This is a genomic window from Heyndrickxia sp. MSNUG, from assembly GCF_049532715.1.
Taxonomy (GTDB): Bacteria; Bacillota; Bacilli; order Bacillales; family Cytobacillaceae; genus Mesobacillus.
The window spans coordinates 4240783-4256666 of record NZ_CP150978.1 but is presented as its reverse complement, the minus strand read 5'-3'; the positions used below and the strand labels follow the sequence as shown (position 1 = coordinate 4256666).

Genomic DNA, 15884 nt, shown 5'->3' with positions numbered 1-15884 from the left:
TTTAACGCAAATTTAACAATAGTTCGTACATCGGAGTGTATTTTGTAAAAACATTTATTCTCCAAAATAATCTAAAATTAGACAAAATTTTACCACTAGCAGTATTTAACATCATGTCCAAATAAAGTAAAATATTATACAGGACTTTATTCCTATTAAATGTGTCTTTCATAAGGAGAGTATACTGCATGGTAAAAAGCATCAAAACTAGAATGTTGCTTATTTTTTCAGGATTGATCCTGATTTCGGGCTTAGTCATTGGCTATGTATCTATGAATGCTTCAGAAACGCTTGTGGAAGAAGCAGTGAGCCAACAAGTATCAGGGATTTCTCAGCGTGCTGCAAATCTTATTAATATAAAAGATTATAAGAAGATAGTAGAATCTGGAGAAACAGCCTATTATAAAGAGCTGCGAAGCCAGATGAATGAAATAAGAGAAGCCAATGGGCTTACTTATATATATACGATGAAAAGAGAAAAATCAGGAGATGGCTACAGATATTATTACATAGTGGATGGTATGCCGTTAAATTCCAAGGATGCTTCCCAAATCGGGGACGAAGAGAAGGGGATTGAAGAGTACCCTGCAATCGTACGAGCTTTTGAAACTGGGAAACCTGAGATGGAAATGACGAATACTGAGGAATATGGCGGGCTGGTTTCTGCCTATGTTCCAATAAAATCTGATACAGGTGAATTAATTGGTATCGTCGGATCGGATTATGATGTAACAGACGTCTATAAAGGAATGGAAGCAAACAAGTTAAAAATGCTTTTGATCATAGCAGGTATTTTAGTCATTAGCGTGATCGTTACCTGGGCAATTACCCAATCAATTACGAAGCCGATCAAGCTTTTATCAAAAAATACAGAGGCCATTGGCGATGGTGATTTGTCTATCATAGTCGAATCAAAACGCCGTGATGAAATTGGAAAATTAACTCTATCATTCAATGAAATGCTCCAGGATTTAAGGGGGATTATTCAAACTATCAATATGTATAGTCTGGAATTGAATGAAACTTCCTCTTTACTTTTATCAAAGGCAAATGAAACAAAATCAGCGAGCAGGGAAATTGCCAGTACCATGGAGGAAATCTCCGGGAATTCGGAGTCGCAGCATCAAAGCCTGAACGAAAGCGTTAGAGTGATCGAAGAAATGTCCATGGGTGTCAATCATATTGCGGAATCATCATCAACCGCATCTGAATTATCTGTTCATACATTACAAGAAGTGACGAAGGGAAATCAAAAGCTGGAAGAGGTTATTGATCAGATGGGAACGATCAGTGAGTCTGTCAATCGTTCTTCCTCACTGATCATGACATTAAAAGGACACTCAGATGAAATTTCGACTATCGTTGGAATAATCAGCGGGATTTCATCTCAAACCAATTTGCTGGCATTAAACGCTGCAATTGAAGCTGCGCGTGCAGGTGAATCAGGAAAAGGTTTTGCAGTAGTTGCTGAAGAAGTCAGGAAGCTTGCTGAACTATCCGCAAAGTCGACAGAAAACATACAGGCAATAATCGAGCGGATAAATGGTGATACCGAAAATACTGCAACGGCTATGGACGTGGTCCTCGATGATGTAAAAAAAGGGATGAACGTTGTATCGGAAGCGGGAAAAGTGTTCAGTTCCATTCTGGCATCCATCGAGGAAGTGGCAAAACAAATCCAGGAAGTCACTTCCACGTCTGAAGAGATGTCAGCTTCGGCTGAAGAAATTACTGCTTCTGCTCTTGAGACAGCTAAGATTGCTGAACAAGCAGCCATTAGTACTCAACAGACCGTCTCGATTACCAATAGACAAGATCACCTCATTACAGACATGGCTCAATCCGTTGAAAGTCTTTCTGAAATGTCGGCCAGGCTAAAAGAACTTACCGGCAAATTTAAATTGTAGCAATGAAGCAGGCAGCTAATCTTATGGTTAGTTGCCTTTTTTGAATTCTATTAGATTCAGCTCTAAATAAAGGAAATTTCACATAATTAGCGAAGAGATTTTCATCTGAATATATTATTCAACTGATAGTATTATAAAATATGGTAAATTATAATATCCTCTTGTAATACTTGTAAATTAATAGTATATTTTTCCTACAAAGTTATTGTTTAATATTTACATATATGGTTTTTCTTAAGTGTCCCAGGAGGAATACATTGTGGATATATACGTTGCAAGGCAGCCTATTTTTGATATAAACGAAAATACTGTTGCTTATGAATTGCTTTACAGAAGCAGCACAGTCAATAATTATCAGCACACGAACGGAGATCAGGCTACCACTGATGTCATAGTCAACAGTTTCTTGAATATTGGAATCAAGGAATTGTCTAATGGCAAGCCTTGTTTTATTAATTTTACAGAGAAATTATTGAAGCTCGGTGTACCTTCATATTTTAACCCACTATCAATCGTGGTCGAAATTCTTGAGACAGTTGAAATAAATGAAGAAATTCTTGCGATCTGTAAGGAATTAAAGGCGCATGGGTATACAATTGCTCTCGATGATTTTTTCGTTTCACAATGGAACGATGCTACCATTGAATTACTAAGTTATGTGGACATCATCAAGATTGACTTCAGGACTACAAATCGCTCTGACAGACAGGAAATGATCAGGTTTATAAAAGGAAGGGACATCAAATTCCTGGCTGAAAAAGTGGAAACGATTTCAGAATATCATGAGGCCAAAGAAGATGGGTTTGAATATTTCCAGGGATTCTATTTCAGCAAGCCAGTGATTTTGAATAGCTACGATATACCATCTTACTATCATTCCTATTTTCAAATATTAAAAGAAATAGAATGTCCCGAACCTGATCTTGAAAAAATCAAGGATGTCATCGAAAAAGACATATCATTATCCTATAAATTGCTCAAGCTGATTAATAATCCTGTATTCCGTCCGAGAAATGAAGTTTCTTCGATTAAGCAGGCCATCATTCTGCTGGGGCTCAATGAAATCAAGAAATGGATTTATGTTTTGGCAATAAGAGGGGCAGACAAGGGCGGTGCTGACGGTGGTTCAAAGGAACGAGAAATCATCGAGCTTTCGCTGAAACGCGGGAAGCTTGGTGAATTGATCGGCAGAAAGGTTGGCAGAGAAGTCCTCTCATCAAAGTATTTCTTGCTCGGGATGTTCTCGCTCATGGATTCATTGCTGCATCACCCGATGGAAGAACTTCTTGAGGACTTGCCTTTGAGCAATGAACTGAAGGATGCCCTCTCAGGTGAAAAGAACGATGAATATATGATGCTTCAATTCTTAAAGGAGATCGAACTTGCCTTCCACGAAGGGGCGGAGCTAAAGTTTAATCCGACCTCTATGCATCTGGAAGAACTTTTCCGCCTGTATGCCGAGGCCAGTGACTGGGCAACCAAAGTCTTGAGTGAAGTTAGCGTCTAAATGGATTAGGATAGAGAGTATGCAGAGAGTCCCTAATCTTGGCATGCTCTTTTTGTTTGATTAGGAAATTATAAAATTTTTCAAGTGTGGATAACTCAAGCCAGATTTGCTTAATCCAGCTCCAGCGCCTAGCCCCTCGAGTCGCTTCGGTCCGCCCAATGAAGTCAAAGAACGACTTCACTGGTCGGCCCTCCAGCGCTTGTCGGGGCTGACCAAGGCGCTTGCGCTTTTTGTTCTTGCAGATGTTTCTTGTAACCTGCAGTCAAAACAGATATATTCATAAATAGAAGAATTTTTTGTTCGTTAAATTGTTTAAATGAGGTGTTCATTGTGGTGCTGAAATATTTATCCGCACTTATCCTTCCTGGATTAATGGTCGTTTTTTTTACCAGGGTTGCCTATAATCATTTCCTTGCGCTGGTGTTAACCGTTGCCTTGATCGCTGCTTCTGTTTATAAAGGATATACAGATTCTTTTCTGTTGATTGTCGTTGATGCTTTTTCGCTTACGTTAGGCTTTTTTTTGGCAAACCTGATGATGAAACAGAACAAAAAAAGGCAATGATTTGCCATGAAATTTTTAAAAGCATCTAGTGAGCCTGTCGAATCTTGTTCGGCAGGCTTTTTCTTATGGGAAAAGGTTTGATGGATATTCAATCAAACATTTGATTAACGATAATCCGAGCCGCTTCTCCATATTTCCGCAAAACTGAAAATAATTTTTCGAATGTTTGTTCGCTTTTTGTTGGTTTGTTTTACCTGCTTTGTGGTAGAATGAGGATATGACTTTTTGACAGCTTAGGAAAACTGATTATAGATGAAGGCTCTTTTCGAAATGGTTTGTGAACCCTGCAAGTAAAAAACAAAAAGCCGATTTTTACTAGTGAAAGCAATGAAATTTACGAAATAAGCCTAAAATGAAATAAAAATTACAGGAGGCTTTTCTGTGAAGGACCAATTTGAATTAGTCTCGAAGTATTCCCCGCAGGGAGATCAGCCTGCGGCGATTGTAGAGCTGGTACAAGGCATTCGCGATAATAAGAAGCACCAGACGCTTCTGGGGGCTACAGGTACAGGTAAGACGTTCACGATTTCAAATGTGATCAAGGAGATCAACAAGCCGACGCTTGTGATCGCCCATAACAAAACGCTGGCAGGACAGCTTTACAGTGAGTTCAAGGAGTTTTTCCCGAACAATGCTGTTGAGTACTTTGTCAGCTACTATGATTATTACCAGCCAGAGGCGTACGTGCCTCAGACCGATACATTCATTGAAAAAGATGCCAGCATCAACGATGAAATTGATAAGCTGCGCCACTCTGCGACATCTTCCTTGTTTGAAAGAAAAGATGTCATCATCATTGCCAGTGTATCCTGCATCTATGGTCTCGGTAATCCGGAAGAATACCGTGACATGGTCGTTTCGTTGAGAACAGGCATGGAAATTGAGCGAAACAAGCTATTGCACCGCCTTGTTGATATCCAGTACGAACGGAATGATATCGACTTCAAGCGTGGTACTTTTCGCGTCCGCGGTGATGTTGTGGAAATTTTCCCGGTATCACGTGATGAGCATTGCATGAGGGTTGAGTTTTTCGGTGACGAAATTGATCGAATCCGTGAGGTGGATGCACTGACTGGTGAAATCATCGGTGAACGCGATCATGTCGCGATCTTCCCGGCATCCCACTTCGTCACTCGTGAGGAAAAGTTGAGAATCGCCATTGAAAATATTGAAAAAGAACTAGAAGAGCGTCTCGAAGTACTTCGTGCCGAGGAAAAATTGCTTGAAGCCCAGAGGCTTGAGCAGCGGACGAGGTATGACCTTGAAATGATGCGTGAAATGGGCTTTTGCTCAGGGATCGAAAACTACTCGCGCCACCTGACTTTAAGGCCTGCAGGTGCAACACCATATACTTTGCTCGACTACTTCCCGGAAGATTTTTTAATTGTGATAGATGAGTCGCATGTTACATTGCCGCAAATAAGGGGAATGTTTAATGGTGACCAGGCTCGTAAGCAGGTTCTTGTGGATCACGGTTTCCGTCTGCCATCGGCAATGGATAACCGTCCGCTGACGTTCCCAGAGTTTGAAAAGCATGTTCATAATGCTGTTTTCGTCTCAGCTACACCTGGCCCATATGAATTGGAGCATACACCAGAGATGGTCCAGCAGATCATCCGTCCGACTGGCTTGCTTGACCCGACGATTGATGTAAGGCCGATCGAGGGGCAGATTGATGACTTGATTGGAGAAATCCATGAAAGATCAAAACGGAATGAACGGGTATTGATCACTACTTTAACGAAAAAAATGTCTGAGGACCTGACGGATTATCTGAAGGAAATCGGCATAAAAGTGCAATACCTGCATTCAGAGGTTAAGACACTTGAAAGAATTGAGATTATCCGCGAGCTGCGGCTTGGCAAGTATGATGTTCTGATCGGGATCAACCTATTAAGGGAAGGGATTGATATTCCTGAAGTATCGCTTGTAGCAATCCTTGATGCTGATAAGGAAGGCTTCCTTCGTTCCGAAAGGTCACTCATTCAGACGATTGGCCGTGCAGCGAGGAACGAGCACGGACATGTCATCATGTATGCAGATAAGATGACGAACTCAATGGAATTGGCTATCGGCGAAACGAAGCGACGCCGTGCAATCCAGGAAGAGTATAATACGAAGCATGGCATCACACCGCAAACGATCCAGAAGGAAATCCGCGATGTCATCCGTGCGACGATTGCAGCCGAGGACCAGGAAGATTACAACCCGGCAGAGGGTTTGAAGAAGCTGTCAAAGAAAGATCGCGAACAAGTGATTTTAAATATGGAAAAGGAAATGAAGGAAGCGGCAAAGTCTCTCAACTTCGAACGGGCGGCCGAGCTGCGTGACCTCATTCTTGAGTTAAAAGCGGAAGGATGACGATAGCATGGCTATGGATAAATTGATTGTTAAAGGCGCCAGAGCCCATAACTTGAAAAATATAGATGTCACCATTCCGAGAGATAAGCTTGTGGTGCTGACAGGACTTTCCGGTTCAGGGAAGTCCTCTCTGGCTTTCGATACCATCTATGCCGAAGGACAGCGCCGATATGTTGAGTCATTATCGGCATACGCGCGCCAATTCCTTGGCCAGATGGACAAGCCTGATGTCGATTCGATCGAGGGATTGTCACCTGCGATCTCCATCGACCAGAAAACGACAAGCCGGAATCCGCGTTCCACAGTTGGAACAGTGACGGAAATCTACGATTATTTACGATTATTATTTGCAAGGGTTGGACGTCCAGTCTGCCCGGTGCATAATATTGAAATTTCGTCCCAGACGATCGAGCAGATGGTGGACCGTGTACTCGAATATCCGGAAAGAACAAAGCTGCAAATCCTAGCACCGCTTGTTTCTGGCCGAAAGGGTACGCATGCCAAGGTTCTTGAAGATGTGAAAAAACAAGGCTATGTCCGTGTCCGTGTCGACGGGGAAATGTTTGACCTTGGAGAAGATATTGAACTGGAGAAGAACAAAAAACACTCCATTGAAGTCGTCATCGACCGTATTGTTGTCAAGGAAGGCATCGCTGCACGTCTTGCCGACTCCATGGAAGCTGCTCTTAAGCTTGGTGAAGGCAATGTCCTGATCGATGTCATCGGTGAAGAAGAATTGATGTTCAGCGAGAATCATGCCTGTCCGATTTGTGGTTTTTCAATCGGTGAGCTCGAGCCAAGGATGTTCTCCTTCAATAGTCCTTTTGGGGCTTGTCCAGAATGTGATGGACTAGGTGCTAAACTTGAAGTGGATGTTGAACTCGTCGTTCCTAATAAGGACCTGACATTGCGCCAGCATGCAATCGCTCCTTGGGAACCTACTAGCTCGCAATATTACCCATCACTGCTTGAGGCAGTCTGCAATCATTATGGCATCGATATGGATGTTCCAGTAAAAGAACTGCCTGACCACCAGATGGATAAAATTCTTCACGGTTCCGGGAAAGACCGGATTTATTTCCGTTATGAAAATGATTTTGGCCAGATCCGTGAAAATTATATTGTTTTTGAAGGTGTTCTTAAAAATATCGAGCGCCGTTATAAGGAAACAGGCTCGGACTATATCCGTGAACAAATGGAAAAATATATGGGTGAGCACGCCTGCCCAACATGCAAAGGCTACAGGCTGAAGCGGGAAACACTGGCAGTCCTTGTCGACGGCCGTCATATTGGTGAAGTAACAGCATTGTCAGTCGAAGAGGCGCATCATTTTTTCCAGAGCCTAGAGCTTTCGGAAAAAGAAATGAAGATCGCCAATATGATTTTCCGCGAAATCACGGAACGTCTCGGCTTTCTGATCAATGTCGGGCTGGACTATCTGACGATGAGTCGCTCAGCTGGCACGCTTTCAGGCGGGGAAGCTCAGCGGATCAGGCTTGCGACCCAGATCGGTTCACGCCTGACTGGCGTCCTCTATATCCTTGACGAGCCTTCTATTGGTCTCCATCAGCGTGACAATGACAGGCTGATTGATACGCTGAAAAACATGCGGGACATCGGAAACACGCTGATTGTCGTTGAGCATGATGAGGATACGATGCTTGCTGCTGATTATCTGATTGATATTGGCCCTGGCGCCGGTGTCCATGGCGGGGAAATCATTTCACAGGGTACACCAGAAGAAGTTATGGCCGATCCGAACTCATTGACTGGCCAGTACCTATCAGGAAAAAAATTCATTCCGCTGCCAGTCGAGCGCCGCAAACCGGATGGGCGTTACATCGAAATTAAGAGCGCGAAGGAAAATAACCTCCGAAATGTGAATGTGAAATTTCCGCTTGGAACGTTTATGGCTGTCACAGGGGTGTCGGGCTCAGGTAAAAGTACATTGATTAATGAAATCCTTCATAAATCACTTGCGATGAAGCTTCACCGGGCAAAAAGCAAGCCTGGCGAGTTCAAGGAAATCAAAGGTGTCGAGCATCTCGACAAGGTCATCGATATTGACCAGTCACCAATCGGCCGCACACCAAGATCGAACCCGGCCACCTATACAGGTGTATTTGATGATATCCGCGATGTATTTGCTACAACAAATGAAGCGAAGGTACGCGGCTATAAAAAAGGACGCTTCAGCTTCAATGTAAAAGGCGGACGTTGTGAAGCCTGCCGCGGCGACGGGATCATCAAAATAGAAATGCACTTCCTGCCGGATGTTTATGTACCATGCGAAATCTGTCATGGAAAGCGTTACAACCGTGAAACACTGGAAGTGAAATATAAAGGGAAAAATATTTCCGAAATCCTTGATATGACGGTTGAGGATGCGGTGGAGTTCTTCGCCAACATTCCGAAAATCGCCCGCAAGCTGCAGACGATTTATGATGTTGGCCTGGGCTATATCAAGCTTGGCCAGCCCGCGACGACGCTTTCCGGCGGGGAAGCGCAGCGCGTCAAACTGGCATCAGAATTGCACCGCCGTTCAACCGGCCGTTCGCTCTATATCCTTGATGAGCCTACAACCGGCTTGCATGTTGATGATATCTCACGTTTGTTAGTCGTCCTTCAGCGTCTCGTCGAAAATGGGGACACTGTGCTGGTGATCGAACACAACCTGGATGTCATCAAAGCTGCCGACTTTATCATCGATCTCGGTCCAGAAGGCGGAGACCGCGGCGGCACCATCATCGCAACCGGAACACCAGAACAGGTCGCAGAAGTTCCAGAATCGTATACAGGCAAGTACCTCAAGCCCGTACTCGATCGCGACCGCCTGCGGATGAAGCAGGAGATTGTTGAGAAAGAAAAAAGCACAAGCAATGCGTAATACGGGTAAGACGCTGACTCAATAGGTTGTTGCATACGAGTTTGATCAGATTAGTGGTTCAACGTCCGAGTGAAAAAGCCCGTCGAGTTGTTATGAGTAAGAGTCCGAGAACAACTCAAAGCGGAAAAAGACTCTCGAGTAGTCATGAGAAGGGTTCCGAGAACAACTCGAAGCAGAAAAAGAGCGTCGAGTAGTCATGAGAAGGGTTCCAAGAACAACTCGAAGCGGAAAAAGAGCGTCGAGTAGTCATGAGAAGGGTCCCGAGAACAACTCGAAGCGGAAAAAGCCCGTCGAGTTGTGATGAGGAAGAGTCCGAGGAACAGCACAAAAAGGGTGTCCCAAGATACTTTTGGGTACACCCTCTTTTTTCGTTGATATATTCTTTACAGCACTTATTTGAAGAATCGCCTTATCGAATACGAACGCGCCTCACTTCAATTGAATCGGCTCCATTGTCGGTTCTAAAGCCTTGAAACTGTAGTTGTGCTCCTTAAGATACTTCAATAACTCCGGAAGCTGAGCTAATGTTTCTTGTCTTTCATGGAGAAGGATGACAATGGGTTCTTGTTTTTTAGCTTGGCTGTTAATTTGGGAGATCGTGTTATCGACCAGCCTATGATCCCGATAATACCAATCCTTGCTGTCGATGTTCCAATCCCACATTTGGTATCCTTTGTCGGTGACGGCTTTTTTATAAGGGTCTGTCATGTATGGAGCACTACCGTATGGGGTGCGAATGAAAGATGTGTCGATACCTGTGATTTCCTTAATGGTGTTTAGTGTCTGGTTCATTTCTGCGACGACTGTTTGCGGAGATTGATAGATTTTCGTTTTATCATGTGTTACTCCATGTGCCCCAAGGCTGTGCCCGTCCTGAGCCATTCTTTTTACAGCATCGGGAAAGTTTCTCATATTCCCATCAAGCATAAAGAAGGTAGCTTTAGCGTCATACTCATCAAGCATGTTTAAAATTTGGTCTGAAACCTTATGAGGCCCGTCATCAAATGTTAAATAAACAGTTTTTTGATCCGTTGTTTGTTCTGCAGGTGCTTTATGATCAGCGGGAACGAGTGGAGGATTGTTTACTGCCGTATCTGCGTTTTCTAGCTTAATTTCATTTACCTCTGCAAATCTTGGTGACTTTTTTTCTACTTTTTTTAAGATCTCATTGGTACGGTTAGATAGTTTAATCTCGCTGGGAGGGTTTGGAATCTGAATCTTCAACTTTATAGTTTCACCAGTCATTGGCCTTTTTTCCTGGCTTGCCACCACGGTGGAAGATGTCACTATACCGCCGAATAAACAAATTAATGCACACCACTTTGCTGTCTTCTTTTTCAAGCTTGCCACTTTGTCATCCCTCACTGATTGTTCTTAGATGATTTTCATATAAACAGACGTATGTACTTTAACAAATGTTACAGTAATATTTCTCTATGATTACAGAATAATATGTTAGGAGATGATTTTATATAAGAAAATAGTGGGATTTTTTGTGCTGATTTCACAAAATTATGATCAATATCTCTTATGGTCTGAAGGTTTTAAATAGTATGTGTCGAAATTATTTCTCAAAGGAATGAAACTTCTTGGGCTCTTTAGCGTATTTATTGCTAAGGAGTTGAAAAGGATGGATACAAAACGTATCGTGTCTGCCTTGTGTTATTTTAGCATTATGTTCGCTGGCATATTATTTCCCTTGGTTGCATACTTTGCGTCTGAGGACCTTGAGGTTAAGCATCATGCGAAGAAAGCTTTATTATCTCATCTAATCCCCCTGATTCCACTGCCACTAATCCTGTTATCGATTTATTTTGAAATCACCAGAGGAGCGGGAGAGTTTCCAGTCATGATGTTTTCGAGTGCCATGTTAATGGTGGTTTTGAGTTTGATTGTGCTGATCTGGAATTTAGTTAAAGGAATAAAAGTTCTCAATACAAAGAGTGATTTTTGAGGAGGAAGCAAAATGAAAGAAGAACGTAAAAGGATTTTAAAGCTTGTTGAAGATGGGAAAATATCAGTCGATGAAGCATTATTTTTAATCGAGGAACTGGAAAAGGGCAATGCAAAAGCAGAGGGGAATACAACTGCCCTATCAACAGCAGTGAAATTTGAAGAAGCAAAGAAGGAAGAGCCTGGTTCTTATAAATTTAACTCGGTCAAAGATAAGGTTCTTGATTTTGTCGATACAGCTTTTAAAAAAATCAAGGACCTTGACCTTGATTTGAACTTTGGGCCATCAGTAGATATCACCCATATCTTCCAGCAGGGTGATGCTTATTTGAACCAGGTGGATATTGACATGGCAAATGGTTCGGTCCAAATTGTTCCATGGGTGCAAAAGGATGTCCGTATCGAGTGCAGCGCAAAGGTTTACCGGGTTGAGAACCAGGATGAGGCGCGCCGAAAATTCTTGGAGGATGCCGTTTTTGCGATTGAGGGACAGAAGCTTCGCTTTGCCATTCAGCAAAAATGGATGAAAGTAGATGCTGTAGTCCATGTTCCCGCAGAGGAATATGAAAATATCCGGATTCGCTTGTTTAACGGTTCCATCCAGAGTGAAAACTTAAATGTGAAGGATTGCCGCGCAAAGACTGCGAATGGAAAAGTGCTTCTTGAAGGTTTGGAGTGCGGTAAGCTGGAAGCAGAAACTGCGAATGGACATATTGGGATTCACAGAAGTGCCATCAGGGATTTGGAAGCAGAAACAATTAATGGGGCAATCAAAGCAGATGGATACTTTAATCAGGTGGATTTACAGTCATTCAATGGCAACCTGACTTGCACCGTACTCAATCAGGAATGCGAGAGTGTCGAACTTAAGGCGACTACAGGCAGCATCGATGTGTTCCTTCCGGAGAAAACACCGGCAACTGGTGAACTGAAGTCAAACCTTGGAGGCTTCAGCATCGAGCTTGATGGAATTCAAGTGGTTGAAGAGAAAAGCGATATGGTCCAAAAGACGCTGCGTTTCAAGCCTGCCGATGGCAGCCTGCATGCAGTGAGGCTGTATGCTGATACAAAAACGGGCTCCATTTCTGTGAAAAAAACGACTGGAGTCCATCTAGAAAAATAGGAAGGTGTTAGAAATGAAATTATATCGTTCCCGGACGAATAGAATGCTGGCAGGAGTAATCGGCGGATTGAGCGAATCCTTTGGAATGAATGCAACTCTCCTTAGAATCCTGTTTGCCATTCTTTTATTCAGCACAGGCATAATGCCGATGGTTATTTTATACTCAGTGCTTGTATTCGTTCTTTCAAATAAGGAAGGCTATTAAAGATGAGATGGCTGCTCGGTATTGTCATAAATGCCATTCTATTCATGGCTCTTGCCGGTTATTTTGAGAATGAGATTTACTTATCAGGATTCGGTGCAGCTCTCGGAGCCAGCTTTATCTTGTCCATCCTGAATGTATTAGTTAAGCCTATTCTGATTATATTGACGCTGCCGGTAACGGTGCTTAGCCTTGGTTTATTCCTGTTTGTCATTAATGCGATTACGTTAATGCTGACCGACAGCCTGATGGGGACCTCATTCGAGATAGCAGGTTTTGGAATGGCGCTATTGACAGCGATCATCATGTCAGTGGCCAACTTGATCATTCAGAATACCGTTCTTAAAGATTCAAAGAAATAACAAAAAGGGAAGGCCGGCACACATTTTGATATGCCGGCCTTTTTGTATATCTCCACCTGACATGCGGAGATATTTTGGAGGCTTAGTCAGAATCAATATAGGCGTCGAATCCAGCCTTCTTTAATCTTTCCGCCAGCTCTTTTGCATTCTGCTCGTCGTCAAATGCTCCAGCCTGAACCTTATAGCGTCCACCAGCACTTTTATTCGTTGCTGGAGCAGGAGACTTCGTGGGAGCGGGAGCGAGGGATGGAGCAGCTTTTGATATTGGCTGCAGTTTGAATTGATCGGCTAAAGCTTTCACAATTGCTTCCGCAACCGTTTTTCGGTACGTTTCTGAACGAAGCAATTTGACTTCTTCCTGATTTGTCATAAAACCGCATTCAGCAAGTACTGCATCCATTTTAGTTTCCCGGAGAACATGAAAATCAGCCGTTTTTACACCTCGGTTTTCCAATCCTGTAGAGAGTACTAGATTTCGCTGGATTTTTTGAGCAAGCTCATAGGCCAAAGGAGGTCTTGTGGGATATACATAGGTTTCGATACCGCCAGTATTGTTCCATCCGCCGCTGCCATATGCATTGGCATGTATGGAAACAAATATATCCACGTCCAGACGATTCGCCTTATCCGTCCTCTCACGCAATGACACATCTTCCTGGTCAGAATGAGAAAAATAAACGGTGACATTTTTATAATTCACCAGCAATTGCCTGGCATAGTTGGCCACTGCTCTGCTAAATTCATATTCCCTCATTCCATCAGGACTTCGCTTACCCGGGGTGTTGTAGCCATGCCCAGCATCAAGCATGATCTTCATAACAATCATCACACCTTCCGATAAAAGATTTCCTCAACAGTATATATATGAAAAAAGCTGGGAAAAGGACATAGTGAGATCCCCTGAAAGAACGAATAATAATGTACAAGCCTATTTATTCAGTTCAAAAATATCCTCAAGCCGCTGGGCCATAAACTCATGTGCATCCTGGATCCCCAAATTATAAAACTGAGGTGCCAGCTTATCAGCAAAAAACTCAAGCATCAAGAGTGCAGCCAGATCACCAAGCTCCTCACCCCGTTCATCAAGGAAATAACCCTTAATCTCCTCTATCATCACACGCTTAGCATCATCATCCATCCGAAAATTCTTAAGCATACAAAAACAACCCCCTCAAATAAGTACATACCCACATTGTAGCCTAATCACAAAAAGAATTCACCGCATCACCGCACTGGGGGTCAGACCCCCAGTAATGTACCGCGTTAAAGCGCCGGGGGTCAGACCCCCAGGGGAGTAATGCGGTGATGGGGTGAAGTGAACTTGGCATTCGACATTGTTCTGGGGGATGGTTCGATTATTTCCGTGGAAATAAGATGGTTTAAATAATGTTTCGACTCTATTCATCGTTTGTAACGACAGAAAAGGAGCTGGAACTGATAGGTTACTAGCCATTTCAGTCCCAGCTCCATGACGATTATGACCGCTGCATGGTATGAACGAATTTGTAACGATCTGCGCGATAGGCAGATTTTACGAATTCGAAAGGGGTTCCATCCTTTAAAGTTGAAGTTCTTAGGATCAACAAGATGGGGGAGCCCTTTTCGATTTCCAGAAGGCGGAGCTCCTGGTCCTTGGCATTGGAAGCTTCGATTTGCTGGGTGGCTTCATGAATAACAAGGTTCAATTTTTCCTCGATATACTGATAGAGTGATTGATTGATGATGTCCTCCGTCAATCCTTTAACCAGGTTTGCCGGAAGATATGTCGTTTCAAGAGCCATCGGGACATTGTCCGCAAGACGCACACGTTTGATTTCATATACAGGGGTGTTTTCGTTCAGCTTCAGGCGGTCGGCAATTTCCCGGCCTGCCGGAATGATCTCAAATGAAATCAGCTTGCTGCCTGGATTGAATCCCCGTTCACGCATATCTTCGGTAAAGCTCGTCAGCCCTTGCAGACGCTGTTCGACCTTCTTTTTGTTAACAAAGGTTCCTCTGCCTTTTTGGCGGTACAAGTATCCGTCGTTTACCAGATTGGTCAGTGCCTGCCTGATTGTCATCCTGCTGATTTGGAACATATCAGCATAGACGCGTTCAGACGGAATGGTTTCATCAGGCTGCAGCTCACCGCTGTCTATTTGCGCTTTTATATACTCTTCGAGCTGATGGTAAATTGGTATAGGTGAATTCTTATCGATCATTGGCTATTCTCCTGACTACATACAGAATTTCCTGAAGGGAGAGAACTCCCGTTGTCAGCTATGGGAGTGTGTTAAAGTAATGCTGACGCTTCTTTATCGGCAAAAATAGTTACGTTTTTGTGATTTTTTAAAACAGAGGCAGGGAATTGTTCACTGACTTCACCATTCACTAACCGTGCCAGTGCTTCTGCTTTGGAGTCTCCGGATACAAGCAGGAAGATTTCCTTGCTTTCCATAATGGATGCGATTCCCATTGTGATTGCTTGTGTTGGGACATCTTCAAGTGATTCAAAAAACCTCGAGTTTGCCTTGCGCGTGCTTTCCGCGAGGTTGATAATATGGGTCCTGCTGGTGAAGGAGGTGCCAGGCTCGTTAAAGCCAATATGCCCGTTCTGACCGATGCCAAGAATCTGTAAATCAATGCCGCCATGCTCCTGGATGAACTGTTCGTACCGTCTGCATTCCTCGTCAAGATTCTCTGCAGTGCCATCCGGGATATGCGTTTGATCAATCGGGATGTCGATGTGATCGAACAAATTCTCACACATGAAATAGTGATAACTGTTATGGTCTTTTTTAGAAATGCCGATATATTCATCGAGGTTGAATGAATTGACTTGCTTATAAGAAGTCTTATTTACTTCATGATCTTGAATCAGTCTTTTATAGACACCCGTCGGAGTACTGCCTGTCGCAAGTCCAAGATTCAGCCTTGGGTTTGCGTGGATTTTGGAGATGATTTGTGCCGCAGCCATTTGGCTGAGCGCTTCGTAGGTGCTTGTTTTAATCAATTTCAACGACATCACCTCATTTGAAA

General features: G+C 43.3%; 14 protein-coding genes. 9 read left to right on the top strand and 5 right to left on the bottom strand.

All coding sequences use genetic code 11. The features are described 5' to 3' along the window. Nucleotides 1-188 precede the first annotated feature (188 nt). The 5 genes from AABM38_RS21510 (at nt 189) to uvrA (ending at nt 9226) form a co-directional block, all read left to right on the top strand. Nucleotides 189-1907, top strand: coding sequence for a methyl-accepting chemotaxis protein (locus AABM38_RS21510; RefSeq protein WP_423408199.1), 1719 nt, complete (start codon nt 189-191; stop codon nt 1905-1907). Between the two features lie 259 nt (nt 1908-2166). After that, nucleotides 2167-3414: an EAL and HDOD domain-containing protein gene (locus tag AABM38_RS21505; protein ID WP_423408198.1), complete on the top strand. Its 1248-nt coding sequence runs from the start codon at nt 2167-2169 to the stop codon at nt 3412-3414. 330 nt (nt 3415-3744) lie between these two features. Further along, entirely contained in the window at nt 3745-3978 is a 234-nt protein-coding gene (locus tag AABM38_RS21500) for a CsbA family protein (RefSeq protein WP_335374740.1), read from the top strand. 381 nt (nt 3979-4359) lie between these two features. Continuing rightward, on the top strand, nt 4360-6339 hold the full coding sequence (gene uvrB, locus AABM38_RS21495) for an excinuclease ABC subunit UvrB (protein ID WP_423408197.1): 1980 nt from the start codon (nt 4360-4362) through the stop codon (nt 6337-6339). A 7-nt stretch (nt 6340-6346) separates the two neighbouring features. After that, complete coding sequence (uvrA, locus tag AABM38_RS21490; protein WP_423408196.1) at nt 6347-9226, top strand: excinuclease ABC subunit UvrA; 2880 nt, start codon at nt 6347-6349, stop codon at nt 9224-9226. A 429-nt stretch (nt 9227-9655) separates the two neighbouring features. On the opposite strand, the gene AABM38_RS21485 is transcribed toward uvrA, so the two are convergent. After that, nucleotides 9656-10576: a polysaccharide deacetylase family protein gene (locus AABM38_RS21485; RefSeq protein ID WP_423408195.1), complete on the bottom strand. Its 921-nt coding sequence runs from the start codon at nt 10574-10576 to the stop codon at nt 9656-9658. A gap of 280 nt (nt 10577-10856) precedes the next feature. Here AABM38_RS21485 and AABM38_RS21480 point away from each other — a divergent pair, with 280 nt between their 5' ends. The 4 genes from AABM38_RS21480 to AABM38_RS21465 are packed head-to-tail and all read left to right on the top strand — an operon-like array spanning nt 10857 to nt 12866. After that, nucleotides 10857-11180, top strand: coding sequence for a DUF4870 domain-containing protein (locus tag AABM38_RS21480; RefSeq protein ID WP_423408194.1), 324 nt, complete (start codon nt 10857-10859; stop codon nt 11178-11180). Between the two features lie 12 nt (nt 11181-11192). After that, nucleotides 11193-12302, top strand: coding sequence for a DUF4097 family beta strand repeat-containing protein (locus tag AABM38_RS21475; RefSeq protein WP_423408193.1), 1110 nt, complete (start codon nt 11193-11195; stop codon nt 12300-12302). A gap of 13 nt (nt 12303-12315) precedes the next feature. Next, nucleotides 12316-12507, top strand: coding sequence for a PspC domain-containing protein (locus AABM38_RS21470; protein WP_335374746.1), 192 nt, complete (start codon nt 12316-12318; stop codon nt 12505-12507). Between the two features lie 2 nt (nt 12508-12509). Then, entirely contained in the window at nt 12510-12866 is a 357-nt protein-coding gene (locus tag AABM38_RS21465) for a phage holin family protein (protein WP_423408192.1), read from the top strand. 82 nt (nt 12867-12948) lie between these two features. On the opposite strand, the gene AABM38_RS21460 is transcribed toward AABM38_RS21465, so the two are convergent. The 4 genes from AABM38_RS21460 to nagB all read right to left on the bottom strand — a co-directional run bounded on the left by AABM38_RS21460 (nt 12949) and on the right by nagB (nt 15864). Then, a complete protein-coding gene (locus tag AABM38_RS21460) occupies nt 12949-13692 on the bottom strand; it encodes an N-acetylmuramoyl-L-alanine amidase (RefSeq protein ID WP_423408191.1) in 744 nt (247 codons plus the stop codon). 102 nt (nt 13693-13794) lie between these two features. Continuing rightward, nucleotides 13795-14022: a DUF2164 family protein gene (locus AABM38_RS21455; protein ID WP_423408190.1), complete on the bottom strand. Its 228-nt coding sequence runs from the start codon at nt 14020-14022 to the stop codon at nt 13795-13797. A gap of 319 nt (nt 14023-14341) precedes the next feature. Continuing rightward, nucleotides 14342-15067, bottom strand: a complete 726-nt coding sequence (locus tag AABM38_RS21450; protein ID WP_423408189.1) for a GntR family transcriptional regulator — start codon at nt 15065-15067, stop codon at nt 14342-14344. A 71-nt stretch (nt 15068-15138) separates the two neighbouring features. Further along, nucleotides 15139-15864, bottom strand: coding sequence for a glucosamine-6-phosphate deaminase (gene nagB / locus AABM38_RS21445; RefSeq protein WP_423408188.1), 726 nt, complete (start codon nt 15862-15864; stop codon nt 15139-15141). Nucleotides 15865-15884 lie beyond the last annotated feature (20 nt).